Origin of the sequence: Allobosea sp. BH3 (assembly GCF_025499465.1) — a bacterium.
In the GTDB taxonomy this organism is placed as follows: domain Bacteria; phylum Pseudomonadota; class Alphaproteobacteria; order Rhizobiales; family Beijerinckiaceae; genus Allobosea.
Window position 1 is genome coordinate 352392 of the sequence record NZ_JAIMCA010000004.1, and the last position, 24295, is coordinate 376686.

23 protein-coding genes are annotated in these 24295 nt (G+C 66.8%); 11 read left to right on the forward strand and 12 right to left on the reverse strand.

Annotation, left to right across the window (positions count from 1 at the left end; translation table 11 throughout):
* Positions 1-507: 507 nt before the first annotated feature.
* Together BoBH3_RS14535 and BoBH3_RS14540 are read right to left on the reverse strand one after the other, a co-directional pair.
* Complete coding sequence (locus BoBH3_RS14535) at positions 508-711, reverse strand: cold-shock protein (protein WP_262331526.1); 204 nt, start codon at positions 709-711, stop codon at positions 508-510.
* Positions 712-837: 126 nt separating this feature from the next.
* On the reverse strand, positions 838-3033 hold the full coding sequence (locus BoBH3_RS14540) for a glycoside hydrolase family 3 N-terminal domain-containing protein (protein ID WP_262331527.1): 2196 nt from the start codon (positions 3031-3033) through the stop codon (positions 838-840).
* A gap of 127 nt (positions 3034-3160) precedes the next feature.
* Between BoBH3_RS14540 and BoBH3_RS14545 the strand changes: the two genes are divergently transcribed.
* From BoBH3_RS14545 to BoBH3_RS14555, 3 genes are all read left to right on the forward strand, one after another.
* Positions 3161-3784 (forward strand): YitT family protein, encoded by a 624-nt coding sequence (locus tag BoBH3_RS14545; protein WP_262331528.1) that lies wholly within the window; start codon positions 3161-3163, stop codon positions 3782-3784.
* Positions 3785-3908: 124 nt separating this feature from the next.
* Positions 3909-5081: an alpha-hydroxy acid oxidase gene (locus tag BoBH3_RS14550; protein ID WP_262331529.1), complete on the forward strand. Its 1173-nt coding sequence runs from the start codon at positions 3909-3911 to the stop codon at positions 5079-5081.
* 24 nt (positions 5082-5105) lie between these two features.
* A complete protein-coding gene (locus BoBH3_RS14555) occupies positions 5106-5318 on the forward strand; it encodes a DUF4287 domain-containing protein (RefSeq protein ID WP_262331530.1) in 213 nt (70 codons plus the stop codon).
* A gap of 122 nt (positions 5319-5440) precedes the next feature.
* Here BoBH3_RS14555 and BoBH3_RS14560 read toward each other — a convergent pair whose 3' ends face one another.
* Positions 5441-7228, reverse strand: a complete 1788-nt coding sequence (locus BoBH3_RS14560) for a peptide ABC transporter substrate-binding protein (RefSeq protein WP_262331531.1) — start codon at positions 7226-7228, stop codon at positions 5441-5443.
* A gap of 618 nt (positions 7229-7846) precedes the next feature.
* Between BoBH3_RS14560 and BoBH3_RS14565 the strand changes: the two genes are divergently transcribed.
* Positions 7847-8620 carry a hypothetical protein gene (locus tag BoBH3_RS14565; RefSeq protein WP_262331532.1) on the forward strand — a complete coding sequence of 258 codons (774 nt, stop codon included), beginning with the start codon at positions 7847-7849 and terminating at the stop codon, positions 8618-8620.
* 95 nt (positions 8621-8715) lie between these two features.
* Here BoBH3_RS14565 and ettA read toward each other — a convergent pair whose 3' ends face one another.
* Together ettA and BoBH3_RS14575 are read right to left on the reverse strand one after the other, a co-directional pair.
* Positions 8716-10368 carry an energy-dependent translational throttle protein EttA gene (ettA, locus tag BoBH3_RS14570; RefSeq protein ID WP_262331533.1) on the reverse strand — a complete coding sequence of 551 codons (1653 nt, stop codon included), beginning with the start codon at positions 10366-10368 and terminating at the stop codon, positions 8716-8718.
* 99 nt (positions 10369-10467) lie between these two features.
* Positions 10468-11448: a serine hydrolase domain-containing protein gene (locus BoBH3_RS14575; protein ID WP_262331534.1), complete on the reverse strand. Its 981-nt coding sequence runs from the start codon at positions 11446-11448 to the stop codon at positions 10468-10470.
* 234 nt (positions 11449-11682) lie between these two features.
* Between BoBH3_RS14575 and BoBH3_RS14580 the strand changes: the two genes are divergently transcribed.
* The 3 genes from BoBH3_RS14580 to BoBH3_RS14590 all read left to right on the forward strand — a co-directional run bounded on the left by BoBH3_RS14580 (position 11683) and on the right by BoBH3_RS14590 (position 14038).
* On the forward strand, positions 11683-12648 hold the full coding sequence (locus tag BoBH3_RS14580) for a tripartite tricarboxylate transporter substrate binding protein (RefSeq protein WP_262331535.1): 966 nt from the start codon (positions 11683-11685) through the stop codon (positions 12646-12648).
* Positions 12649-12743: 95 nt separating this feature from the next.
* Positions 12744-13562 carry an MBL fold metallo-hydrolase gene (locus BoBH3_RS14585; protein WP_262331536.1) on the forward strand — a complete coding sequence of 273 codons (819 nt, stop codon included), beginning with the start codon at positions 12744-12746 and terminating at the stop codon, positions 13560-13562.
* A gap of 152 nt (positions 13563-13714) precedes the next feature.
* Positions 13715-14038 (forward strand): hypothetical protein, encoded by a 324-nt coding sequence (locus BoBH3_RS14590; RefSeq protein WP_262331537.1) that lies wholly within the window; start codon positions 13715-13717, stop codon positions 14036-14038.
* Between the two features lie 111 nt (positions 14039-14149).
* On the opposite strand, the gene BoBH3_RS14595 is transcribed toward BoBH3_RS14590, so the two are convergent.
* Together BoBH3_RS14595 and BoBH3_RS14600 are read right to left on the reverse strand one after the other, a co-directional pair.
* Positions 14150-15964 (reverse strand): monovalent cation:proton antiporter-2 (CPA2) family protein, encoded by a 1815-nt coding sequence (locus tag BoBH3_RS14595; protein WP_262331538.1) that lies wholly within the window; start codon positions 15962-15964, stop codon positions 14150-14152.
* A gap of 112 nt (positions 15965-16076) precedes the next feature.
* Positions 16077-17087, reverse strand: a complete 1011-nt coding sequence (locus BoBH3_RS14600) for an aldo/keto reductase (RefSeq protein ID WP_262331539.1) — start codon at positions 17085-17087, stop codon at positions 16077-16079.
* 207 nt (positions 17088-17294) lie between these two features.
* Between BoBH3_RS14600 and fliK the strand changes: the two genes are divergently transcribed.
* The 4 genes from fliK to mog are packed head-to-tail and all read left to right on the forward strand — an operon-like array spanning position 17295 to position 20626.
* Positions 17295-18647, forward strand: coding sequence for a flagellar hook-length control protein FliK (gene fliK / locus BoBH3_RS14605; protein WP_262331540.1), 1353 nt, complete (start codon positions 17295-17297; stop codon positions 18645-18647).
* Positions 18644-18937 carry an EscU/YscU/HrcU family type III secretion system export apparatus switch protein gene (locus BoBH3_RS14610; protein ID WP_262331541.1) on the forward strand — a complete coding sequence of 98 codons (294 nt, stop codon included), beginning with the start codon at positions 18644-18646 and terminating at the stop codon, positions 18935-18937. The genes fliK and BoBH3_RS14610 overlap by 4 nt, the downstream gene beginning before the upstream one ends.
* Entirely contained in the window at positions 18934-20088 is a 1155-nt protein-coding gene (locus BoBH3_RS14615; RefSeq protein ID WP_262331542.1) for a GNAT family N-acetyltransferase, read from the forward strand. Before BoBH3_RS14610 ends, BoBH3_RS14615 begins: the two co-directional genes overlap by 4 nt.
* 4 nt (positions 20089-20092) lie before the next feature.
* The gene (gene mog / locus BoBH3_RS14620; RefSeq protein ID WP_262331543.1) at positions 20093-20626 is read left to right on the forward strand and encodes a molybdopterin adenylyltransferase; all 534 of its coding nucleotides are present in this window, start codon (positions 20093-20095) and stop codon (positions 20624-20626) included.
* 10 nt (positions 20627-20636) lie between these two features.
* Here mog and BoBH3_RS14625 read toward each other — a convergent pair whose 3' ends face one another.
* The 5 genes from BoBH3_RS14625 to BoBH3_RS14645 form a co-directional block, all read right to left on the reverse strand.
* Positions 20637-21203, reverse strand: a complete 567-nt coding sequence (locus tag BoBH3_RS14625; RefSeq protein WP_262331544.1) for a glutathione peroxidase — start codon at positions 21201-21203, stop codon at positions 20637-20639.
* A gap of 113 nt (positions 21204-21316) precedes the next feature.
* Positions 21317-21703 (reverse strand): response regulator, encoded by a 387-nt coding sequence (locus tag BoBH3_RS14630; RefSeq protein ID WP_262331545.1) that lies wholly within the window; start codon positions 21701-21703, stop codon positions 21317-21319.
* Positions 21704-21713: 10 nt separating this feature from the next.
* The gene (cheB, locus tag BoBH3_RS14635) at positions 21714-22826 is read right to left on the reverse strand and encodes a chemotaxis-specific protein-glutamate methyltransferase CheB (protein WP_262331546.1); all 1113 of its coding nucleotides are present in this window, start codon (positions 22824-22826) and stop codon (positions 21714-21716) included.
* The gene (locus BoBH3_RS14640) at positions 22823-23419 is read right to left on the reverse strand and encodes a chemoreceptor glutamine deamidase CheD (RefSeq protein WP_262331547.1); all 597 of its coding nucleotides are present in this window, start codon (positions 23417-23419) and stop codon (positions 22823-22825) included. Before BoBH3_RS14640 ends, cheB begins: the two co-directional genes overlap by 4 nt.
* The gene (locus BoBH3_RS14645) at positions 23416-24294 is read right to left on the reverse strand and encodes a CheR family methyltransferase (RefSeq protein WP_262331548.1); all 879 of its coding nucleotides are present in this window, start codon (positions 24292-24294) and stop codon (positions 23416-23418) included. The genes BoBH3_RS14640 and BoBH3_RS14645 overlap by 4 nt, the downstream gene beginning before the upstream one ends.
* Position 24295 lies beyond the last annotated feature (1 nt).

The window sequence follows — 24295 nt, forward strand, 5'->3', positions numbered from 1 at the left end:
TCAAACTTATCCCCACCCGCCAATCCCGCCCTATCCTCTGCCCGTTCCATCCGACCGAGGGGGCTGTCGCGAGGCATCGTGCGGCCGGATGGGATTGCGGGTTTCGCGCCCGGGCCGTTGCGGGCCCTTCAGGTGCGGAGGTGCCGACTTCGTCAGGGCCGAACAGGCAGGCCCGTCCTCGCCGGACTTCGACGACGAAGCGGAACCCCCAGATACCCGTGCGCGGAGCCGAACGGCGCGAAGGTCGTCGCTGTTCGACATCGACATCGACATCGACATCGACAATCGGCACGCAGCCGTCGACTGCGAACGCTGCAAGGCTCCGCGCATCCCCTCGGATACGCTTGAAGCCCGAAACCCCGCAGGCCCACGCCTGACGGGGCTTTCGGTGCGCCACCTGTCGGTCGTCTCCGGAAACGGAAGCGCCGGCGACCCCAGCCGCCGGCGCAGTTCTCTCAAGGGCCTGCCGCATCTGGCAAGCGATCCCCAGCCACAGAGAAAGAGATCTCAGATCAGTTTCAGATCGCCCGCAGCAGTCTTTCCGCGCTCGGTCTTCATCTCGAAAGAAATCTTCTGCCCTTCCGTCAGCGTCATCATACCGGCTTCCTTTACGGCAGTTATATGAACGAATACGTCCTTGCCGCCTTCCGCCGGTTGAATGAAGCCGTAACCTTTCTCAGTGTTGAACCACTTCACGGTCCCAGTCGCCATAGCCACACCCTTCGAAGCCGCTCCGCTGGACAAGCCCTCGGAGCGCACAGGCCGCGCACATTAGAAGAATTGTACGAAAATCGTTCCTTGTCGAGATCAAACATCGGACTCTGCGCAACGGCCTAATCAAGGTTTGGCCAGGCTGACCTTGACCATTACTGCCGCCCGGGAAGAACCCCCGAGATATATCTCGAACTGCCCGGGCTCGACGACATAAGCTCCCCTATCGTCATGAGCTCCCATCGCGGCCGCGGCGAGCCTGAAGCGAACGGTTTTCGTTTCGCCATTCCGTAACGTCACTTTGGAGAAACTCTTCAGCTCTCGCAATGGCCGGGACCGGCCTGCGACGGGCTGGCGGATATAGAGCTGCACCACCTCCTGCCCGTCCCGCGGTCCGGAATTGCCGACATCGACCGAAACATCGACAGCCCCGTTCAGCGGCATCGAAGCAGCTGAGACACGCGGGCTGGAGTAGGTGAAGCGGCTATAGGACAACCCGTGGCCGAAGGGGTAGAGCGGCTCGTTCCGCTCGTCCATGTAGACCGACGAATAGCGCTCGCCCGGCCTCGCCGGCCGCCCGGTCGGCAGCCCGCCGTAATAGACCGGGATCTGCCCAACAGAGCGCGGAAAGCTCATCGGCAGCCGGCCGGAAGGGTTGTAGCGCCCGGTCAGAATGTCGGCGATCGCCGCCCTCCCCTCCGTGCCGCCATGGAAGGTCTGCAGGATCGCGGAGACATGCTCGCTCGCCCAGCCGAGCACCAGCGGCCTCCCGGTCGCCAGCACCAACACGACGGGCTTGCCCGTAGCGACGAGCGCCTCCAGCAGTTCCTGCTGCACGCCGGGCAGGCCAAGCTTCGTGCGCGACGCCGCCTCGCCCATGAACTCGCAGTCCTCGCCCAGCATGGCAACGACGAGGTCGCTGGCGGCAGCGGCGCGAATGGCGGCCTCCCTGTCGGCGAACTCCGTGCCGCAATTCTTGGTCAAGGCCGGCTCGAAGGTGACGCTCACATCCTTCGGCAGCCGTTCGCGCAACGCGTCCGGCAGCGGCGTGATGGCGCGCCGGCCGAGACCGGCCGGGTCGGTCCAAACACGCTCGTCCTCCGGCACCGCCATGGCGCCGATCACCGCAACGGATTTCACCCCCTCGCGGATCGGCAGGATGTCGGCGTTCTTGAGCAAGATCGCGCCCTCGCGCGCCGCCTGCAGCGCGACCTCGCGAGCGGCCTCCGTCTGCATCAGCTTCGGGGCGGCAGCGGGATCGACATCGGGCCTGTCGAACAGGCCGAGATGGAACTTGACGCGCAGCACACGCCGGACCGCCTCATCCACGGCCTTCACCGGCACGCGGCCGGCCCGCACCTCTGCGGCAAGGTGGTTGTGGTAGACGTCGCCCATCATGTCCATGTCGATGCCGGCGAGCAGCGCCTTGCGCGCGGCTTCCGCATCGTCTCGGGCGATGCCGTGCAGCCGGAGCTCCGTGATCGACCCGAAATCGGAGGTGACGAAGCCGCGGAATCCCCATTTCCCGCGCAGCAAATCCGTGAGCATGCCGCGATGGGCCGTGGCCGGCACGCCGTTCAGCGTATTGAAGGCGGCCATCGCCGTCATCGCACCGGCCTCGAACGAGGCCTTGAAAGGCGGCAAGTGAAGGTCGAAGAGCTGGCTCGTCGGAATCCAGGCCGTGTTGTAGTCGCGCCCGCCCTCGACCGCGCCATATCCGACGAAGTGCTTCGCGGTGGTCGCGACGCCGCCGCGCTGATAGCCCCGGGTGCGCGCCGCGGCGACGACGGAGCCCAGATAGGCGTCCTCCCCCGCCCCCTCCAGCGTCCGGCCCCAGCGCGGATCGCGGGAGATGTCGACCATCGGCGCGAAGGTCCAGTTGACGCCGGCGGCGGAGGCCTCGCGCCCCGTCCAATAGGCGGCCTTTTCGATCAGCTCCGGATTCCAGCTTGAAGCCTGGCCGAGCGGCAGCGGGAAATAGGTCGAGAAACCATGGACGGCATCGAGCCCGATGATGAGCGGAATCCTGAGGCGGCTCTCGCGCACCGCCTTCTGCACGGCGAGGATCTCGGCCGGCACGACGAAGTTCATCACGGCACCCATGGCGCCGCTGCGGACCTGCTCGACATCGAAGCCCTCGCCGCGCCCGGAGAGATGAAGCTGCCCGACCTTCTCCTCCAGCGTCATGCGCCGGAGCAGAGCGTCGATCCGCCGCTCGATGCCTTGCGCCTCCCGCCCGGTCTTCCAGGAGACGGCCTGCTGAGCCGATGCGGCCGTGGCCAGGCATAACAGGAGGAAGGCAGCGACGAGCCGCAGAGCCATGCGAGACGATCTCCCTATCGCCACGCAAGGCAGCGCAGCCGAACAGGAACGCCTGACTGGCTCAACCGTTGCATGCCACTGGCGCAGAATGCCGCCAGCCGATACAGGCCTAGGGTCTGAACTCATCATGTCACACACCGCCAGCGTACCGATGCCGCAGAAGCACCGCCTCTATGAGGACCTCCTCGCTTTGCCGCTGGGCACGCTGATGATCTCGATCGGCGTCGTGCTTTTTGCCAAGGCGACAGTGCTGACCGGCGGGGTAGCGGGGCTGGCCCTGCTGCTGCAATTCGCCACCGGCACGGAATTCAGCATCCTGTTCTTCGTGCTCAACCTGCCCTTCTACTGGCTGGCTGCGGTCCGCATGGGCTGGGGCTTCACGCTGCGCACCGTCGCAGCGGTGGCCCTGATCTCGTTCTTCGTCTGGGCGACGCCGAACTGGCTCAGCATCGAGGCGATCTCTCCGCTCTATGCGGCGATCGCCGGCGGCTGCGCCATGGGGCTCGGCCTGCTCGCGCTGGCGCGTCACCGCACCGCCATCGGCGGCCTCAACATCCTCGCGCTCTATCTGCAGGAGCGGCATGGCCTACGGGCCGGCTGGGTCCAGCTTGCGGTCGACGCCGCGATCTTCGCCGCCGCGATCTTCGTCCTGCCGCTCGACAAGGTGGCGATGTCGGCGGTCGGCACGCTGGTGATCAACGCCATCCTGGCGATGAACCACAAGCCCGGCCGCTACATGGCGGTGTCCTGAGCTTCACTGCCCGGGAATGACGGCCGCGTCACGCTGACAGTTGCGCCTCGCCTTTCGTCATGCGAGTCAGCCCCTTGAGGAAACGACCGGACGTAAACGGCGAGACGAGCGGCGAGTACGAGACATGGCCCAGCCCCTGACCATCGAAGACCTGCGTGTTCTGGCGAAGCGCCGCGTCCCGCGCATGTTCTACGACTATGCCGATTCAGGCGCCTGGACCGAGGGCACCTATCGCGCCAACGAGGCAGACTTCGCCAAGGTGAAGCTGCGCCAGCGTGTCGCCGTCGACATGACGAACCGCTCGCTGGCCTCGGAGATGATCGGCCAGCCGGTCTCGATGCCCGTCGCGCTCGCCCCGACGGGGATGACCGGCATGCAGCACGCCGATGGCGAGATCCTCGCGGCCAAGGCCGCCGCCAGGGCCGGCGTGCCTTTCACGCTTTCGACCATGAGCATCTGCTCGATCGAGGACGTGGCGAACCACACCCAGGCACCGTTCTGGTTCCAGCTCTATGTGATGAAGGACCGGGACTTCATCTCCCGCCTGATCCAGCGCGCCAAGAAGGCAGGCTGCTCGGCTCTGGTGCTGACGCTTGACCTGCAGGTCCTTGGCCAGCGCCACAAGGACATCCGCAACGGCCTCTCCGCTCCGCCGAAGCCGACGCTCGCCAACCTGATCAACCTCGCCTTCAAGCCCCGCTGGTGCCTGAAGATGCTGGACACGCCGCGCCGGCATTTCGGCAACATCGTCGGCCATGTCACCGGTGTCGCCGACATGTCCTCGCTCTCCAACTGGACCGCCAGCCAGTTCGACCCGCAGCTGAACTGGGACGACATCAAGTGGATCAAGGACCAGTGGGGCGGCAAGCTGATCCTGAAGGGCATCCTCGATCCCGAGGATGCCGAGATGGCCGCCAGGAGCGGCGCTGACGCGCTGATCGTCTCCAACCATGGTGGGCGACAGCTCGACGGCGCCCTCTCCTCGATCGAGGCCCTGCCGGGCATCGTCGACCAGGTCGGCAGCCGCATCGAGGTGCTGTTCGACGGCGGCATCCGCTCGGGGCAGGACGTGCTGAAAGCGGTTGCCCTCGGAGCGAAAGGCACCTTCATCGGCCGCGCCTTCCTCTACGGGCTCGGCGCCATGGGCGAACAGGGTGTCACCGCCACGCTCGACATCATCCGCAAGGAACTCGACGTCACCATGGCGCTGTGCGGCCTGCGCGACATCAAGGATGTCGACGAGCGCATCCTCGTCGGCGGCCGCGCAGGCGCGATCAAGCGGCTGACTGCAGTCTGAGTTTCACCGCGGAAGAAGCCTGAGATGACCGAGCCGCAGATCAAGGGCCCCGCATCGTACTTCCCCTCCATCGAGAAGAAGTACGGCCGCCCGATCGCCGAATGGAAAGCTCTGGTGCGCGCCCGTTGTCCCGCGAAGCACATGGAGCTCGTGGCGTTCCTCAAGGCCGAGCACGGCATGGGCCATGGGCACGCCAACGCCATCGTTACCCATACCCTCGCCGAGGACGCGAAGTAACCGGCTCCGGCCAGGCCGCGCAGCAAGACAAAAGAAGGCCCGGCGGATCGCATCCGCCGGGCCTTCTGCATTTCAGAAGAGAACCCCGCCTCGCGATCAGACGCGAGGCGGGCAGCTCACGCTCAGGCGCGATACCAGGATGCGAGGTTCCAGGTGTCCACATCCCAGCCCGAATGGTCGATCGACAGGCTGTTCGCCGCAGCGACGACCTTCTTGCGCGACAGGAGCGGCAGGATGACGTTGGCCTCGCAGAAGATCTCGTTGACCTTGATCAGCAGCGCGGCGCGCTTGGCCGGGTCGAGTTCCTTCTGCGCAGCCCGGTAGGCCTCATCGGCAGCTGGGTCCGTGTAGCGGGAGACGTTGCGGCCGAGCCACTTGTTCTCCTTGTTGGCGATCTCCCAGGAGACGAACTGGTTGAGCAGGCGCTCCGGATCGGGCTGCGGCTGCGTCGTCGTATACATCTCGATGTCGGTGTAGAGCTTGGTGTAGGTGTCGGGGTTCGCGACGTCCGACGAGAAGAACACCGAGGCCGTGACCGACTTCAGCTCGATATCGATGCCGGCGCGGCCGCAGGCTTGCTTGACGATGGCCTGGACCTTCTGGCGCGGAGCGTTGATCGAGGTCTGGTAGACGTATTTGAGCTTCTTGCCGTCCTTCTCGCGGATGCCGTCCGAGCCCTTCTTCCAGCCGGCGTCGTCGAGGATCTTGTTCGCCTTCTCGATATTGAACTCGTATGCCAGCTTCTGCGACTTGAACTGCTTGGGCTCGTTGACGAAGCTCGCGGTCGCGGCGCCGCCACGGCCATAGATGAACTTCTGGATCGAGTCGCGGTCGATCAGCAGGTTGATCGCCTGGCGCACGGCCGGATCCGACAGCGTCGGGTGCTTAGTCTTGATGCTCGAGCGCTCGCCGTCGACCTCGGTCCACGGATCGGTCGTGTTCAGCGTGATGAACTCGATGTCGCCGGCGGAAGCAGCGCTGATGCGGCCACGGCCGCCGGTCTCCATGCGCTTGAGGACCTCGTCCTCGACCAGCGTGTCCCAGGCGTAGTCGTATTCGCCGGTCTGCAGCACGGCGCGCGCCGCCGAAACTGCGTCACCACCGCCCTTGATCTCGAAGGTGTCGAAATGCGGCCGGTTGGCGACGTGATAGGCCTCGTTGCGGGTGGCCGTGAGGATGTCACCCGGCTTGAAGTCACCGAACTTGTAGGGGCCGGTGCCGACCGGCTTGAGGTTGACCGGGTTCTCGCGCGACTTGGCGCCCTTGAACTCGGCGAAGAGATGCTTGGGGATCACCATGCCGGCGACGCCGACGAAGGGATCCGCCCAGAACGGCGTCGGCTTGGCGAAGATAACCTTGACGGTCAGGTCATCGACCTTCTCGACCTTGATGTCCTTGTAAGCGCCCGAGGTGTAGGCGGCGGTCGCCGGATCGGCGGCATATTCCCAGGTGAAGACGACATCGTCGGCGGTGAACGGCTTGCCGTCATGCCACTTCACACCCGGCTTCAGCTTCCAGGTGACGGTCGTGCCGTCCTCCGAGAGGCCGCCATTGGCCTTAGTGGGCACCTCGGCGGCGAGCTGCGGGATCAGGTTGCCTTCCTTGTCCCAGCCGGCAAGCGGCTCGTAGAACACGCGCGATGCGATCTGGTCCTTGGTGCCGGAGGCGAAATGCGGGTTCAGCAACGTCGGGGCCTGCCACAGCAGCATCTTCAGCGGGCCGCCGCCGCCGGCCTTGGTCGGCTTGTACTCGAGCGTGGCGTTTGCCATCGCCACATCGTTCCAGGCGAGGATCTGGCTCGCGATCGGCGCGGTAATTCCTACTGCCGCCAGCCTCTGGATGAAAGAACGGCGCGACATCTGCCCGTCCTTCACGCCCTGAACCATATCCTGAATTTGCCGGCTATTCATAACACACCTTCGCAGTACAGCACTCAACGCCCACAACAGGGCGTCAAGACTCACATAAATTTCGTCAAAGCTACAGCATTACTATGCCGCAACCGCGAGACACCCATAGGGGCTCCGCCTTAAGCCCCTCTTAAGGGGATCGGTCAAAGCGGCGCATCTTTGACCAGAATGGCGCCGCTTTAGCCACCCCGCGCAACGCATGCCGCGCGTGCGCCGGCACAGCGGAAAAGCCCCGCGACCCAGTGCCGCGGGGTCAGAAACGCCTTCAATGATCGCGTCTCCACGGCCGCGCGCCATGAGCGAACAGGGGCATCGCCCTCCGCTCGACCTGCTCGCAACGAACTCGAAATCACCGTGGCGTTGTGCGGCCTGAGAGCCCACGGACGGTCTACCGCAGCGCCGCGCGCAAACCGCATCGGAGCCTTCCCGAAGCTGGCGTCACGTTTTGAATAAAATTCGTCGATCGAATACGGTTAAAATCATTCCGCGTCGATCAAAATCAACTTAATTCAACCGCAGAAAAAAGATCGACTCTAATATACACCTAGAACAAGGTGTGACTTATCCATAGGTCATCGTGATCGATATGCATCACGAGTATTGCTGTCGGAGACTGCCATGTCTACGGTCACGCCTGTCCAGGGAGCCGCTTCGCTGCTGTTGCAGCAGGCCATCCTTGTGCCGGCTTCCAACGCCCCCCGCGCCGCGGCGGCGAGCGAAACCGCCGATGCCGTTCGCCCCGTCGAGCCGATCTCGAAACTCGATCCGGTGACGACCCAGGCGCGGTCCCGCGTTTCGGAGGCCTTGTTCGATGCCGAGCACACAAGCCTGACGTCCATCAAGCTCCGTGTGATCGAAAGCGTTGCGGGCGCGCTCGGCATCAACCAGGAGAATTACGGATCGGACACGGCCTTCCGCGCCGCCATCCGGGCAGCCTTCGACGAGCTGGCGTTGAACCCGAACGCGCGGGAGATCATCGCAGGCCTGCCTCGCGATCTCGGCGTCGATACCTTCAGCGCCTCGCTGAAGCAGGCCGCCGAGGCCGCCAAAGCCGCCACCGAGGCCCAGCGCGCGGCGAACGAGGCCCAGCAGGACGCCAGAGCCGAGCAAGCCGCCCGGATCGAGGCTGCCGATGCAAAGGCGGTCGATACCAAGGCAGCCAACGCCAAGGCGGCCGAACAGGCTGCCGAAGCCGCCAGGCCGGCCCCCGCACCAAAGGCGGCCGAGCCGCCGGTTGCGAAGACGGTCGAACAGCAGGCGGCTCCCCAGACGGCTGCGGCATCCGCGCCAAAGGCCGAGAGCGCCCCCGCACCGGCGCCCGCCGCCGCTGCACACGCATCCCCGGCTCCCGCTTCCGCCCCCACCGCCAGCCCCGCGCCTGCCGCGGCATGACGGGCTGACGGTACTGGCGACGCAGCGATCGTCTTCCAAAGAAAAGCCCCGCGGCACCAGGTGCCGCGGGGCTTTTCAATTCCGGCAGCTGAAGCTCAGCGCGAGAACTTCTTGTACTGGATGCGCTTCGGAATGGTCGAGTCGATGCCGAGGCGGCGCTTCTTGTCCTCCTCGTACTCGGCGAAGTTGCCCTCGAACCACTCGACATGGCTGTCACCCTCGAAAGCGAGGATATGGGTCGCGATGCGGTCGAGGAACCAGCGATCGTGGCTGATGATGACGGCGCAGCCGGCATAATCCTCGAGCGCTTCCTCAAGCGCCCGCAGCGTGTCGACGTCGAGGTCGTTGGTCGGCTCGTCGAGCAGCAGCAGGTTGGCGCCGCTCTTCAGCATCTTGGCGAGGTGGACGCGGTTGCGCTCGCCGCCCGAGAGCGAGCCGACCTTCTTCTGCTGGTCGCCGCCCTTGAAGTTGAAGGCCGAGCAATAGGCACGGGAGTTTATCTCCTTCTTGCCGAGATAGATGATGTCGTTGCCGCCGGAGATCTCCTCCCAGACGTTCTTCTTGTCGTCGAGCGAATCGCGGCTCTGGTCGACATAGCCGAGCTGGACGCTCTCGCCGACCTTGATCGTGCCGGCATCCGGCTTCTCGACGCCGGTGATCATCTTGAACAGCGTCGTCTTGCCAGCGCCGTTGGGGCCGATCACGCCGACGATGCCGCCCGGCGGCAGCTTGAACGAGAGATCGTCGATCAGCAGCTTGTCCTGGAAGCCTTTCGACAGCCCCTCGAAATCGACGACGTTGTTGCCCAGCCGCTCGGCGATCGGGATGATGATCTGGGCGGTGTCCGGCCCCTTGTTGTTGGCCTTCTGCACCAGCTCGTCATAGCGCTGGATGCGGGCCTTGCTCTTGGCCTGGCGGGCCTTCGGCGAAGCGGCCATCCACTCCGATTCGCGCTCCAGCGTCTTCTGGCGCGAGACGTCCTCGCGGCCTTCCTGCGCCAGCCGCTTCTGCTTCTGCACCGACCAGGCCGAGTAGTTGCCCTCATAGGGGATGCCCTGGCCGCGATCGAGCTCGAGGATCCAGCTCGTGACATTGTCGAGGAAGTAGCGATCGTGGGTCACGATCAGGATCGCGCCCGGATAGGTGCGCAGATGGCCTTCAAGCCAGGCGGTGGTCTCGGCGTCCAGATGGTTGGTCGGCTCGTCGAGCAGCAGCAGCTCCGGCTGCTCCAGCAAGAGCTTGCACATGGCGACACGGCGGCGCTCACCGCCCGAGAGCTTGTCGACCGCCCAGTCGTCCGGCGGGCAGCGCAGCGCGTCCATCGCCTGGTCGACCTTGGAATCGAGGTCCCACAGCCCCTTGGCCTCGATCTCGTCCTGGAGATTGGTCATCTCGTCGGCGGTCTCGTCCGAATAGTTCATGGCGAGCTCGTTGTAGCGGTCGAGGATCGCCTTCTGCGGCGCCACGCCGAGCATGACGTTCTCACGCACGGTCAGGCTCTCGTCGAGCTTCGGCTCCTGCGGCAGATAGCCGACGCGCGCACCGTCCGCGACCCAGGCCTCGCCGGTCCATTCCTTGTCCATGCCGGCCATGATCTTGAGCAGCGTCGACTTGCCGGCGCCGTTGACGCCGAGCACGCCGATCTTGGCGTCCGGATAGAAGGAGAGGTGGATGTTGTTGAGGACCTGCTTGCCACCCGGATAGGTCTTCGACAGGCCGCGCATATGGTAGATGAACTGGCGGGACATGAGGCGAGCGGGCTCCGCTTTCGGGGCATTGCGACGAGATGTCGGGAAATCTGGCCGCTATGTAGCGATGACGCGTGACGCCCGCAACAGCCGCGCGCGCTATCTGGCCGCAAGACCGTTCAGCAGCCGCACGAAACGCCGCGTCGTGCCGCCCCCGGCCTCGGGCGGCCTCGCGATCGTCTGCGCGACGACCATGCGCTGACGCGGCAGAACCGCGATGAACTGCCCGCCATGCCCCGCCGCGAAGCCGGCCCCTGCGCCGAAGCGTTCGGCCGGCAGCGTCCACCACAGATAGCCATAGCCCAGCCCCGGCCGGGCCGACTGCGAGCGCGCCGTCAGCGATTCCGCGAGCCAATCCGCCGGCACGATCCGCCTGCCCTCCCATTGCCCCTGCCCCAGCACCATCTCGCCGAAGCGCAGCATGTCGCGCGTGCTGAGGCTGAAGACATAGGCCGCATGCTCGGAGGCGGGACTGCGGGCATAGCGCCCATCGGTCGGCACAAAGTCCCGCATGCCGATCGGCTTCGCAATGCGCTCTGCGAAGCTCTGGAAGATGTCCTCGCCCGTACGCTGCCGGTAGATCGTACCCAGCGCGTTGAAATCCCAGTTGTTGTAGAACCAGAAGCTGCCGGGCGGATGACTGCCGCGCTCCGGCCGCCGCGTCCGCATATCGGCCGTCTCGCGCGCCGCCACATGGTAGATGCCCGAGCGCGATGCCAATAGATCGGCCACGGTGGCCTGCCTTTCGGCCGGGCTCAGCGATGGCGCGAGATCGTCGATCCCGAGCTTCTCCAGCGTATCCGCCAGATCGATCCGCCGCTCCGCCACCGCGATCCCGTAGAGCGCGCCGATGAGGCTCTTGCGGACGGACGCTACCGGTAGCTTTCGCGCCGGATCGCCATGGCTGAACACCGGCTGCCCGGCGCGCACCGCAAGCAGCGCCGTCGGCGCGGCCTCCTCGGCATAGGCGGCGAGCACTGCCCCCGGATCGTCGACCTGCGCCAAGGCCCGGCGAGGCCCGATGATCAGTGCTGGAGCCAACGCCAGAACCGAACGGCGGGAGATGGTTAGGCCGGACATAGCGCGCTGCACTCCTTCGGGATCGCGATGCGGGAAACCTCTGCTTTCCATCCGCCCATGACCAATTTGCGGCCGCCGGACGAGTGATCACAGGTCTCGATCACCGGCGAAGATCAAGCCCGATCAAGCACTCTGCATGCAGCATACAGTTATTGCCTTTCGCCGCCGTTCGATTACCATCCTCCCACAAGATCGCCCGAGAGCGATCTGAACAAAGGTCTTGGGAGGATCACCATGAAGAGATTGGCAAAGGCCGCGCTCGCGCTGGCCCTGATGGCAGCCGCCTCCGGAACGGCCTGGGCCTTCCCGGACCGGCCGGTCCAGCTCATCGTGCCCTGGGCCGCCGGCGGCGGCATGGACTCGGTGATGCGCATCTTCGCGGCGGGCTTTGAGGCGGAACTGAAGCAGCCGGTCAATGTCATCAACCGCACCGGCGGCGGCGGTATCACCGGCCACACCGCCATCGCGACCGCACAGGCGGACGGCTACACCGTCGGCGGCATCAGCCCTGAGATTTCCTTCTTCAAGACGCTCGGCATGGGCGAACTGACGGTCGACAGCGTCGATCCCTTCTCCCGCCTTTCGCTGATCCCTGCGGGCGTGACGGTGAAGGCCGACAGCCCGCTGAAGACCCCCGCCGATTATCTGAAGGCGGTGAAGGACAGCCCGAAGGGCACCTTCCTGGGCTCCGGCACCGGCGTCGGCGGCTCCTGGCACATCGCTTCGGGCGGGCTGCTCAAGGCCGCTGGCATCGCGCCGGACGCGGTAAAATGGGTGCCGAGCAACGGCGGCGCGCCTGCACTAAACGACCTCGTCGCCGGCGGCTTGAGCGTCTTCACCGGTTCGCCCATCGAGGCCAAGGCGATGCTCGAGGCCGGTCGCGTGCGGACCATCCTGCTGATGACCAACGAGCGCCACCCGAACTTCCCCGACGTGCCGAGCGCCAAGGAAGCCGGCATCGACTGGACCTATGAGAACTGGTTTGCACTCGCTGGCCCGAAGGGCATCCCGGCCGACCGCCGCAAGATCCTCTTCGAAGCGGCCGAGCGCACGATGCAGCGCCCCGAGGTCCGCAAGGCAATGGCGGATCGTGGCATTACGCCCGTCTGGGACAAGCCCGGCGAGTTCGCCGCCTATGTGAAGACCTTCACCGAGCGCGGCAACGCCGTGCTCAAGGACCTCGGCCTCGCCAAGGAGTGAGCCTTCACAAACGCGGGATCGCCCCGTCCGACACCTTCCTCTCGGCCCGGACCATGCATCAGACTGGCCGGGCCGAAATGTCAGGGAGAGATGGGATGGCACGACCGACGATCCGCGCGGCGATCCTTCGGCTCTGCCTCTTCCTTCTGGCGGCTCTCGCGCTCGGCCCCTCCCCGGCCAGTGCCCAGACCGACGAGCCGGGCTGCCGGCCGGAGATGGCGAGCCTCAGGCTCCCGCTCCATCGCGCCAACCTGGCGAAGGACGAGGTCCGCCTCACCTTCGTCGGCCATGCCACCTTCCTGATCGAGACGCCGGGCGGCGTGAAGATCGCGACCGATTACAACGACTATGTCCGCCCGCCGGTGACGCCCGACATCGCCACGATGAACAAGGCGCACTCGACGCATAACTCCCGCAGCCCCGATCCGGCCATCCGGCATGTGCTGCCCGGCTGGGACACCAGCGGCCAGGGCGCGGCCAAGCACGATCTTACATTCGGCGACATCCGCGTCCGCAACGTGCCGACCAACATCCGCGACTATGCCGGCGGCACCGATTACGACGGTAATTCGATGTTCGTCTTCGAGATCGGCGATCTCTGCATCGCCCATCTCGGCCATCTGCATCACCCGCTGGAACCCGGCCATCTGCGCGCGCTCGGTCGGGTCGATGTCGTGCTCTTCCCCGTCGACGGCAGCTATACGCTCGACCAGGAAGGCATGCTGCAGGTGCTGAAGTCGCTTCAGGCGCGCATCATGATCCCGATGCACTTCTTCGGCGGCGGCACGCTGAACCGCTTCCTCGCCCGCACGGAAGCGCTCTGGCCGGTCGAGCGCCGCGAGCGGCCGGTCATCACGGTGAGCAAGGCGACGCTCCCGGCCACGCCGAAGATGATCGTGCTGCCCGGGCACTAGGGCGCTACGGTTTCACTCGGAACCACGCCGTCTTTCGGGGCCTGTCCGGGATGACACCACGGTCGCGTTAACGTCCCGCTGAGGCTGACTCGAAGCTTGGCTTTGCGGCAGCGGCCGATCGCATCATCCTGCCGGCAAACGGGAGATCGTCCATGCGCCGCATCGCTGCCGCCGCCTGCCTCTTCGCCGCCGCTGCGCTGCTGCCCGCCCAGGCGGAAGCCCGTCCACGCGGCGGGCGCAGCGACAGCGCCGCCACCACCAAGACAAGCAGCACCCTGGTCGTCATTCCCGGCGCAGCAGGCGCCGGCCGCGTTCAGGCCGGGGAAACGGGCAAGCCCGAGCGGGTGCCGTTCCCGCCTTTCACCATGGCGCGCGAAGAGCCCCCGCAGCTTCGCCTGACCACCGCCAATGAAGGCACCCAGAAGCCCTGGTGCCGCAGTGACATGGTGGTCGGCGGCTTCTGCCTGATGAACTGAGCCAGAGCATCGGACCGAAAAGTGGAATCCACTTTTCGGAAGAATCTGATGCTGAAACAATGAGCTAGATCGCCACTTTGCATCCGATAGGACGCGCGGCGATCGAGGCGCCTAGGCCTCGCTGCCAAGATCGTCCGGCAGGTTGGCCGGCATCTGCCCCTGCCGCTTCGGCTTGGTCAGCGGTGTCGGCGTCGGCGTATTGCGGCTGAGCAGGTGCCCCCCCGCATGGAAGTCGCCCGCGAGCTGCAGCGTGAACCGCTCCTCATCCCGGCGGCGCACATCCTCCTCGATCTCCTTCGCCTCGTCATGAGACACGCCGAGGCTCTTCAGCAGCTCCGTGCCAAAAACCACCGCGGATTCGAGGGTCTCGCGGATCTGGTAGTCGACCCCGGCACGAACGAGATCGAGCGCGTGGCCGCGATCATAGGCACGCACGAACAGCTTGGCGTGCGGGAACTCATGCTGCGCCAGCCGTACGATCGCATCGGTGACATCGCGCCGCTCCACGCAGATGACGATCACCTCGGCCCGCTCCGCGCCGGCCGCGTGGAGGATGTCGCGCCGCGTGCCGTCGCCATAATAGAGCTTGAAGCCAAAGGCCGAGGCGGCCCGGATCATCTCGACGTCAAAATCGATGATCGAGACGCTGATGCCGCGCGCCAGCAGCGCCTGGCTGGCGACCTGACCGAAGCGGCCGAAGCCGACGATGAGCGCCCGCCCGCTGAGCCCTTCGGCAACCTCGATGCCGTCCATGTCGGTCTTCGCTGCCGGCATGAAGCGATCGAGTGCGAGCGCCAGCAGCGGCGTCAGCGCCATGGAGATGATGACGGTGCCGCTGGCGATCGCGGTGATGCGCGGATCGAAGATGCCGGCCGCCGCAGCCGCGGCATAGAGCACAAAGGCGAACTCGCCGCCCTGCGAGAACAGCGCGACGCGCGTGATCGCCTGGCGCCAGTTCGAGCCGAACAGCTTGGCGACGATGAAGATGCCGAGCGCCTTGACCGCCATGAAGCCGATGACCGCCACCAGCACCAGCTGCCACTCGCGCGAGACCACCGCGAGGTCGAGCGACATGCCCACGGCGAGGAAGAAGAGCCCGAGAAGGACGCCACGGAAAGGCTCGATATCCGCCTCCAGCTGGTGTCGAAAGGTCGATTCCGAAAGCAGCACGCCGGCCAGGAAGGCCCCCATCGCCATGGAGAGCCCGCCGAGTTGCATCGCCAGCGCCGAGCCCAGCACGACGAGCAGCGCCGCCGCCGTCATCACCTCGCGGGCTTCTGCCGCGGCTAGCACCCGGAACATCGGATTCAGCAGCCAGCGCCCCGCGGCGATCAGCCCGCCCAGCGCGCCCGCACCGATGGCGAAGGAGACCCAGGCCTGTTGCTCGCCGCCGGGCTGCGGCGACAGCAGCGCGACGATGGCGAGCAGGGGCACGATGGCGAGGTCCTCGAGCAGCAGGATCGAGACCGCCTGCTGGCCCTGCGGCGTCGAGGTCTCGCCCCGCTCGTTCAGCATCTGCATGACCACCGCCGTCGAGGACAGCACGAAGCCCATCGCGGCGATGAAGGCGACCGTGGGCGCAAGCCCCCCGGCCATGCCCAGCAGCGTCAGCAGGAAGCCGCAGAACAGGACTTGCGCGACACCGAGCCCGAAGATGGCACGCCGGAGCCCCCACAGTCGCGAGGGCTGCATCTCGAGCCCGATCACGAAGAGGAACATCACCACGCCGAATTCGGCGACGTGCAGGACGCCTTCCGGCGTCGAGAACAGCCCGAGCCCGAAAGGCCCGATGAGGATGCCCGCGCCGAAATAGCCGAGCACGGAGCCGAGCCCGAGTTTCCGGAAGATCGGGACCGCGACGACCCCTGCGCCGAGCAGCGCCACGACCTTGACGAGGTCGCCCGTCATTCCTGCCTCGGCCGCCATCCGATCCTTCGCCTCCTTCGAGCCCACCGCGGCTCGGCATACAACCTACCGGCCCGGGGCGCCGATCAACAAGCGCAGCGGGGGCGCTCTTTGCATTTTGCCCGTACCGGCCTCAGCCGGTGCGGGCGGCGCGGCCTTCCAGCGGATAGGCCGGATCGTTGTAGCCCGGCGTCGAGGGATGGCCGGGCGCGACCAGCGAATCGACCAGCGCCTCGTCCTCTTGGGTGAAGTCTGCGTCGAGCGCGGCGAGATAGGCCTGCCACTGCTCGAAGGTACGCGGACCCGCGATCGCAGCCGTGACGAAGGCGTTGTTCAGCACCCAGCGCACGGCGAACTGCACGGGCGTCAGCCCGCGCTTCTCGGCATGCGCCTTTATCGTCTGGGCAATGTCGAGGCTCTCCTCGCGCCATTCCGACTGCATCATGCGCCGGTCCTGCCGGCCGGCGCGGGTGCCTTCTGCAGGCGCCGAGCCGGGCGCGTATTTCGCCGTCAGCACGCCGCGCGCCAGCGGCGAATAGGTCGCGACGCCGAGGCCGAAATAGCCGCAGGCCGGCAGATGCTCGACTTCGGGCATCCGGTTCATCGCGTTGTAATAGGGCTGGCTGACCACCGGCCGGTCGATGCCCAGCTCGTCGCAGAGCCGGCAGATCTCGGCCAGTCGCCAGGCGCGGTAATTGGAGACGCCGAAATGCCGGATCTTACCCTGACGGACGAGATCGGCCAGCGCATGCACCGTCTCCTCCAGCGGAGTGTGGTGATCCTCCTTGTGGAGGTAGTAGATGTCGATCGTCTCGGTTCCGAGCCGGCGCAGGCTGTCCTCGCAGGCGCGCATCATCCAGCGCCGCGACAGCCCGCCCTTCATCGGCCCCGGACCCATCAGGCTGGCGACCTTGGTCGCCAGCACCCAGTCGTAGCGATTCGCGGCGACAGCCCGGCCGGTGACCTCCTCCGAGCGGCCCTCATTGTAGACATCGGCCGTGTCGATGAAGTTGATGCCCGCCTCGCGGGCATGGTCGACGATCCGGCGCGAGGCGGCCTCGTCCGTCTGGCCGCCGAACATCATCGTGCCGAGGCAGAGCGGCGAGACCTCGAGGCCGGAGCGGCCGAGACGACGGTATTCCATGGCGATCCTCCTCGGACAGGGCGGTGAAACCTGCCGCAGCGAGGCCGGCCACGCCAGAGCCCGCAACGCAGGAGCGCCCTGCGCGAGGCAACCCCGGCGACATTCGATGCCGTGTACCGAGAGACGCAAGCGAAGCCTAGCCTGGCCCAAAGCAAGGAAATACTTAAACTTTGCTGACAGGGTGGCGGGATCGAACCTGGCCATCCGATGAACATCGCCCAGCTCGTCCAGAGCAAGACCCTCGCAACCCTGCTTCAGGCGCTCGACATTTCGGGCGAGCTGCCGGTCGGCAGGACCGTGCAGGCCAGGCTTCTGATGCTGGACGCGGACGGCACGGCCACGGCGATGATCGGCGAGACCAAGGTCGCGCTCGTCCTCGCCGGCCCGCAGGCCAGGCAGGCAGCGCTGGAGCCCGGCACGACATTGATGCTGCGGCTCGACGCGCCGGCCGAATCCGGCGGCGAGCTGCGCGCCACGCTGGTCGAGACGCGCCCGCCCGCCGCTGCGGCAACCGCTGCCACGCCCCAAGCCGCCACGGCCCAGGCCGCAGCCACCGCGCCCGATGTGCCGACGCCGGCCGCCGCCCGCGCGCTCGCCGGCCCTATGCTCGCCTCGGCCTTGCAGCAGCAGGACAGCCTGGCGCCGCTCCTCGCCAATCTGCGCAGCCTCGCGCGCGGCGAGATCGTGCCCACCCTGCCGAAGGAGCTGCTCACCGCCGTCAATCGCGTGCTCGCTCAGGCCGTTCCCGGCGAGCAGCCGATGACGGCGCGGCAGCTCAGGGAAGCCTTCCAGAGCTCGGGCCTCTTCCTCGAAGCGCAGAAGGCCGCCGGCCTGCAGCCTCAGAGGGATCTCAAGGCCGGGCTCCAGGGACTGCGCGAGGCGTTGATCCCGATCATCGACGCGCTCGCTCCGGCCACGAAGATCGGCGCGCAGGACCGCCCCGCCTTGCCCACGCCGGACGGCCGGACCGAAGCCGCGCCCGATCAGGCGAGCCGCCCTGCCCCGCCGCGCCGTGACGGCCCCCTCCTGCCGCAGGCCCCGGCTGAGCCGACGCTCTCGCCCGGCGAGAAGACGCTCGCCATCGCCGAGACCCTGCTCGACCAGACGGACTCCGCGCTCGACCGGATCCGGCTGACGCAATACGCCTCGCTTCCGCTCGAATCCGCCCGGCAGGACACCTCGCAGCCGGCGCAGCGCTGGCTCGCCGAAGTCCCCATCGCCTTCCAGAACGGCGCGACGGTCCTGCCCATGCAGGTGGAGAGGGATGCGCCGCGCCGCACCGCGCAAGGCGTCAGCCCGCCGCTCTGGCGCATCCGCTTCGCGCTCGATGTCGAGCCTATCGGCCCGCTGCAGGGCATCATCACGCTGCAGGGCCGCGAGGTCGGCGTCACGCTCTGGGCCGAGCGCGAGGACACGAGCAGGATCCTGCGCGGAGCAGCCCCCGGCCTCGAAAGCGCGCTCCTCGCCGCCGATTTCGCCGGCGGCGCCGTCGATGTCCACACCGGCCAGCCCCGCGTGGCGCAGCCCACTGCCGGCCAGTTCCTGGACCGCCTCTCATGAGCACGCCGCAGCCGCCGCGCATCGCCGTCGCGCTCGAATATGACGGGCAGAACGCGCCGCGCGTCACCGCCAAGGGCAGCGGCGAACTCGCCGAGCGCATCGTCGAAACGGCGCGCGAGCACGACGTCGCCGTAGAGCAGAACCCGATCCTCGCCCAGGCGCTCTCGGCCGTCGAGCTTGACGACGAGATCCCCGAGGAACTCTATCGCGCCACCGCGCAGGTGATCGCCTTCGTCCTGTCGCTGCGCGGCGAGTTAAGCCGGCAGAACCGGGACGGGCAGCAGCCTTGAATCCAAACATCACCGTCCGGCGCCTCGGCGCGGCCGCCTACGCAGACCTCGGACCGGCCTTCGCCGAGCTCGCCGGCCATGCGCTGGAGCCCAATCCGCATATGGCCCCGGCCGCGATCTCGGCCGCGACGCTGCTCGTACCGGAGGACGACATCGTCGTCCTCTGCGCCTGGTTCAGCGCGGCGCTCGACTTCGAACAGCTCATCGGTGTCTGGGCGCTGCGCCGCGAACGTGGCTGGCGCTCCGGTTTCTCTGCCGCGCTGGTCTCCCCGCTGGTGCCGCTCTACGAGGTTTCCTCCCTGCCGGTCATCGACCGCGACCATGCCGAGGAGGGGACGCGTGCGCTGGTGCGCTACCTCGCCGCATCCAGCGACCTGCCCCATCCCCTCATCCTGCCCGTTCTGCCGATGGAAGGGCCGGGCTTCGCCGCGCTCTGCGAAGCCTGCCGCGTCACCGGCAGCCGCATCTTCCCTTACGAGCGCTGGAACCGGCCCGTCATGGCCCCACAGCCGGGCGAGACCTCCGAAGCCTATCTGCGGCGCTCGCTCGGCTCGAGCTACAAGAAGCGGATGCAGCAGTTCCGGGCCGTCGCAAAGCAGGGCGCCCTGACCTTCCGGCGCAGCCGCGGCAAGGCGGCGCTCGATGCGCTCGACACCTTTCTCGCGCTCGAGGCCTCCGGCTGGAAGGGCGAGGAAGGCACGGCGATCGCCTGCCTACCGGAGGACGCCGCCTATATCCGCCGGCTGGCAGAACTCTTCGCCGCCGCGGACGGGCTGCAGATCGACACCCTCCTGCTCGACGGGCAGGTTCTCGCCATGGGTCTCTTCCTCGAAAGCGGTGATCGCCGGCATTTCATCAAGATCGCCTATGACGAGGCGCAAGCGCGCCACTCGCCCGGCCGCACCCTGACGATCGCGATGCTGCAGGCCGATCTCGCCAGCACGCCGCCGGCCATGCTCGACAGCGGCGCCGGCGAAGGCGTCGACGCCGGCACCTATGTCTGGGCTGAGCGCCGCGCGATGGCCCATGCCATCATCCGCACCGGCCCAGGCCGCCTTGGCCTGCCCGAGGCCGCCGCCTACGCCCGGATGTGGCTGCGCCGCCTGCGGGGCTTTGTCCAAGCCCGGGCCGCCCGACACGGAAAGAAGTGAGCCGATGACTACGATCGCCCGGATTGGAATCGTCACGGTCTCGGACCGCGCCTCAGCCGGCATCTATGCCGACGAGGGCGGCCCGGCGATCCACGACTACCTGACGAAGGCGCTGGCCTCACCCTGGGAGGCGCTCCCGCGCCTCATCCCCGACGACCGCAAGCAGATCGCCGGGACGCTGATCGAGCTGGCCGACCACGAGGGCTGCTGCCTGATCGTCACCACCGGAGGCACGGGTCCGGCCCCGCGAGACGTCACGCCGGAGGCGACCGAGGACGTGATCGAGAAGCCCATGCCCGGCTTCGGCGAACTGATGCGGCAGGTCAGCCTCGCCAAGGTGCCGACCGCGATCCTCTCGCGCCAGACGGCAGGCATCCGGGGCCGCACATTGATCGTCAATCTGCCCGGGCGCCCGCGCGCCATCGCCGAATGCCTCGACGCGGTGATGCCGGCGATCCCCTACTGCATCGACCTGATCGAAGGACCGCGACTCGAAACCGACCCGGCGGTGATCGCGGCCTTCCGGCCTAAGAAGTGAGCCTGAGAGGCTACCCCGCCCCCAGCTCCCGCCCGATCGCCTGCACGAGCTGCGGCGAAAGCGGATCCGTCGCGGCCGGGAAGCCGCCGAGCAGCGCGCCGTCACGGCCGATCAGGTATTTGTGGAAATTCCAGCGCGGCGTTTCCGCCGGCCGCTCCGAAGCCGCCCAGCGATAGAAAGGGTGGGCCTGCGGCCCGCGCACCACCGCCTTCTCGACGAAGGCATAGGTCGCGCCATGGCTCTGCAGGGCAGCCTCCGCGATGGCCGCGCCATCGAGCGGCTCCTGCCCGCCGAAATCGTTGCTCGGCACCGCGACCAGCATCAGCCCGCGCTCCCTGTAGCGCTGCCAGAGCTGCTCCAGCGTCGCCATCTGCCCGGCATAGCCGCAACGCGTCGCAGTGTTGACGACGAGGATCGGCTTGCCGCGGTAATCGGCCAGAGACAATGACGCCGCGCCAGGTCGCTCGAAGCCGAAGGCGTGGGCGCCGGGGTCTGCCGCGTTCGCGGCGCGCAAGGCGAGGCCCGGCAGGGCGATGCCGGCCATGGCTGCGATGATGTTCCGGCGCGACGGCTTCATGACTGCTGCCCCTGCTTGCGACCGGGCGATCATGCCGCAAAGCGAAGAGCCCCGCAGCCTTTCGGCGCGGGGCTCTCTTTCACGAAGGCGAGACCGGATGTTGCCTCAATCCCTCAGCAGGCGAGAACCTTTTTCACGCGCACCTCGAGGTCGCGCAACTCGTAGGGCTTCACGACGTAGTGGTCGGCGCCGTTGCTGGTCGCCTCGTCCATCTTGTCGACCGAGCGCTCGGAGGTCGCCATGATGATCTTGATCTGGTTGAGTTCCGGCACGGAGCGGATGGCGCGCAGCAGGTCGATGCCGCTCATGCCTTCCATGTTCCAGTCGAGCAGCAGCAGGTCGTAGCGCTTCTGCTGCATCTTCATCAGGGCCTCGCGGGCGTTCTCGGCCTCGTCGATGTCCTGGAACTCGATCTGCTTCAGGAAGTAGGTCGCAAGCCCGCGCATGCTCTTCTGGTCGTCGACCACCAGGATGCGGTAATCGCTTCTAGCCCTTGACATTCCATTCTCCTTAAGCGGTGCGCAGGCTAGGCCGCTCGCCCAGCAACTGACCAACCGCCGCACCGATCTGATTCAGCGGGACGACTCTCTCGGTGGCGCCGATCTCGAACGCCGCCTTCGGCATACCGTTTACAACGCAAGTCTCCCCACTTTGGATTAACGTTTCCGCCCCGGCTTTGCGCATGGCTAACAAACCGTCAGCGCCGTCGCGCCCCATGCCGGTGAGCAGGATTCCGACGGCATGCGGCCCGAAGCTGCGCGCCACGGAATGGAACATCACGTCGACGGAGGGCGAGTGCCCGCTAACGAGCGGCCCCTCCTTCAGCACGCAGGTGAGCTCGCCGCGCCTGTCCTCGATCTCGAGATGGCGCGGGCCACCCGGGGCCACGACCGCCATGCCCGGCTTCAGCTTCATGCCGTCGGCCGCCTCGCGCACGTCGAGCCCGGTCGCCGTGGCGAGACGCTCCGAGAAGCGCGCCGTGTAGCCGGGCGGCATGTGCTGCACGACTGAGATCGGGATCCTGAGCGGCGCGAGGTCACGCATCACGGTCTGCACGGCCGGCACGCCGCCGGTGGAGGCGCCGATGGCGATCAGCGAGGCCTTGCCGCCTTGCGCGAACTCCGCCCGCGCCGTCATGCGCGGTTGCGCGAGCTGCGCCATCTGGGCCATCTGCCGCGCGGCGGCGAGCATCTTGCGGCTGGCCGCGGCGCGCTGCAGCGCCGCGACGAGATGCTTCATGAAGCCTTCGAGTGTGTTGGTCGAACCATCGGGCTTCTCGATGAAGTCGATGGCACCGAGTTCCAGCGCTTGAATGGTGTTGTCCGCACCCGGCCCGCCGAAGGCCGAGACGATCAGCACCGGCAGCGGGTCCTGCTTCAGGACACGAGCGAGCAGCTTGAGCCCATGCCGGCCCGGCAGCTCCAGGTCGAGCGTCAAGACATCGGGCCTCAGCTCCTGGATGGCGTCCCAGCCCTCCTCGGCGCTGCCGGCGATGCCGATCACCTCGAAGCCCGGGGCTCCGTTGATGATCTGCGTCATCAGCTTCTGCATGAGCACGGAATCGTCGACGACCAGCACCTTGACTGGCGCGGCACCGGAAAGATTGGAAGAAGCGAGGGTCATGAGAAGATCTCCACCTCACCTGCGACAGGCTGGGTCTTGAGACGGTTGAGATAAGCGATTTCCTGCTCCTGGTCGCTGTCCCGCGCTGTGGGCTGCACATGCTGGACCCAGGCCCGCCCCGTCGAGGGCTGGTAGTGGATACGTCGCGAACGGTTGCCGCCGACATCCTTCGAGACGACGGGAATGCCCTCGCGGTTCAGGAACTCGGTGACGAAGGCGACATTGTTGTCGCCGATGGCGAGCATGGTCGCACCGGAGAGCACGCGCGCCCCGCCGAAGACCTTCGCCTCGAAGTGATTGCGCTTGGCGCCGCGCTTCAGCAGGTCGTTGATCAGGACCTCCATCGCCGTGTCGCCATAGCGCTCACCGGCCCCGGCATCGTGGTTGCCGTTGCTGCGCGGCAGCAGGAAATGGTTGAGGCCGCCGATGCCGAGCTGCGGATCGCGCATGCAGACCGAAACGCAGGAACCCAGCACCGTGGCGACGATCTCGTCCTTGGCCGCAGTGATCTCGTGCTCGCCGGGCGCTACGGTGATGATGGTCGCTTCGAAACGCGGGTCGAAATAGCGGCGAGAGGCTCTCGAAGGGCTCATGCAGTCCTCTCGTAGATGGTGCGGCCGATCAGGCGCAGATTCTTGTGTGGCGACGGCAGCGATTCCGAGTGGCCGAGATAGAGGAAGCCACCTGGCGACAGCAGGTCGACAAACCGGTCGAGAATGGAGGCCTTGGTCTGCGTATCGAAATAGATGAAGACGTTGCGGCAGAAGATGATGTCGAACGGGCCGCTCATCGGCCAGCGCTCGATCAGGTTGAGGCGCTTGAAGGCGATCATCCGGCGCTGTTCTTCCGCGATCCGGACCTCGCTGCGGCTCGCCCCGGCCTCGAACTTGAACATCCCCCGCACATCGGCCGGCAGGCGCTCGAACTGCTCGGCCGGGTAGATGCCGGCCTCGGCCTTGATCAGGATATCCGTGTCGATGTCGGTCGCCAGGATGCGGAAGTCCAGGTCGCTGCGCGGACCCAGAACGTCCCGGCAGGTCGCCGCGATCGAATAGGGTTCCTCGCCCGAGGAGCAGGCCGAGGACCAGATGCGAATGCGCCCGCGCCGGCCGGACCGTTCCTGAATCAGCCGCGGCATCACCTCCCGGGCGAGATGGTCGAAATGGTGCCGCTCGCGGAAGAAGGCGGTGTGATTGGTCGTCACCGCATTGATCAGCTCCGTCATTTCGCTGGCGGCCTGCGGCGTCTTCAGGAACGCGCAGTATTCCGAGACGGAGTTGAGCCCCAGCACCTTGACGCGCCGGGCCAACCGGCCGCGCGTCATCGCCTCCTTGTGCTCGCGGATGACGATGCCGGCCTGATCGTAGACCAGCTTGGCGATGAAGTTCATGTCCTCCCGCGTCAGCATGATGTCCGCGGAAGGCTGCTGGAAGGACGGGAACGGCTGGGTAGCGGTCGATACGGACATG

Coding starts and splice junctions, on each gene's coding strand:
- BoBH3_RS14555 (WP_262331530.1), top strand. CDS start 5,106: ATGACCGAGCCGCAGATCAAGGGCCCCGCATCGTACTTCCCCTCCATC.
- BoBH3_RS14535 (WP_262331526.1), bottom strand. CDS start 711: ATGGCGACTGGGACCGTGAAGTGGTTCAACACTGAGAAAGGTTACGGC.
- BoBH3_RS14590 (WP_262331537.1), top strand. CDS start 13,715: ATGCGCCGCATCGCTGCCGCCGCCTGCCTCTTCGCCGCCGCTGCGCTG.
- fliK (WP_262331540.1), top strand. CDS start 17,295: ATGAACATCGCCCAGCTCGTCCAGAGCAAGACCCTCGCAACCCTGCTT.
- BoBH3_RS14610 (WP_262331541.1), top strand. CDS start 18,644: ATGAGCACGCCGCAGCCGCCGCGCATCGCCGTCGCGCTCGAATATGAC.
- BoBH3_RS14595 (WP_262331538.1), bottom strand. CDS start 15,964: ATGGCGGCCGAGGCAGGAATGACGGGCGACCTCGTCAAGGTCGTGGCG.
- BoBH3_RS14585 (WP_262331536.1), top strand. CDS start 12,744: ATGGCACGACCGACGATCCGCGCGGCGATCCTTCGGCTCTGCCTCTTC.
- BoBH3_RS14600 (WP_262331539.1), bottom strand. CDS start 17,087: ATGGAATACCGTCGTCTCGGCCGCTCCGGCCTCGAGGTCTCGCCGCTC.
- cheB (WP_262331546.1), bottom strand. CDS start 22,826: ATGACCCTCGCTTCTTCCAATCTTTCCGGTGCCGCGCCAGTCAAGGTG.
- BoBH3_RS14540 (WP_262331527.1), bottom strand. CDS start 3,033: ATGGCTCTGCGGCTCGTCGCTGCCTTCCTCCTGTTATGCCTGGCCACG.
- BoBH3_RS14575 (WP_262331534.1), bottom strand. CDS start 11,448: ATGTCCGGCCTAACCATCTCCCGCCGTTCGGTTCTGGCGTTGGCTCCA.
- BoBH3_RS14550 (WP_262331529.1), top strand. CDS start 3,909: ATGGCCCAGCCCCTGACCATCGAAGACCTGCGTGTTCTGGCGAAGCGC.
- BoBH3_RS14560 (WP_262331531.1), bottom strand. CDS start 7,228: ATGAATAGCCGGCAAATTCAGGATATGGTTCAGGGCGTGAAGGACGGG.
- BoBH3_RS14565 (WP_262331532.1), top strand. CDS start 7,847: ATGTCTACGGTCACGCCTGTCCAGGGAGCCGCTTCGCTGCTGTTGCAG.
- BoBH3_RS14640 (WP_262331547.1), bottom strand. CDS start 23,419: ATGAGCCCTTCGAGAGCCTCTCGCCGCTATTTCGACCCGCGTTTCGAA.
- ettA (WP_262331533.1), bottom strand. CDS start 10,368: ATGTCCCGCCAGTTCATCTACCATATGCGCGGCCTGTCGAAGACCTAT.
- mog (WP_262331543.1), top strand. CDS start 20,093: ATGACTACGATCGCCCGGATTGGAATCGTCACGGTCTCGGACCGCGCC.
- BoBH3_RS14545 (WP_262331528.1), top strand. CDS start 3,161: ATGTCACACACCGCCAGCGTACCGATGCCGCAGAAGCACCGCCTCTAT.
- BoBH3_RS14625 (WP_262331544.1), bottom strand. CDS start 21,203: ATGAAGCCGTCGCGCCGGAACATCATCGCAGCCATGGCCGGCATCGCC.
- BoBH3_RS14630 (WP_262331545.1), bottom strand. CDS start 21,703: ATGTCAAGGGCTAGAAGCGATTACCGCATCCTGGTGGTCGACGACCAG.
- BoBH3_RS14580 (WP_262331535.1), top strand. CDS start 11,683: ATGAAGAGATTGGCAAAGGCCGCGCTCGCGCTGGCCCTGATGGCAGCC.
- BoBH3_RS14645 (WP_262331548.1), bottom strand. CDS start 24,294: ATGTCCGTATCGACCGCTACCCAGCCGTTCCCGTCCTTCCAGCAGCCT.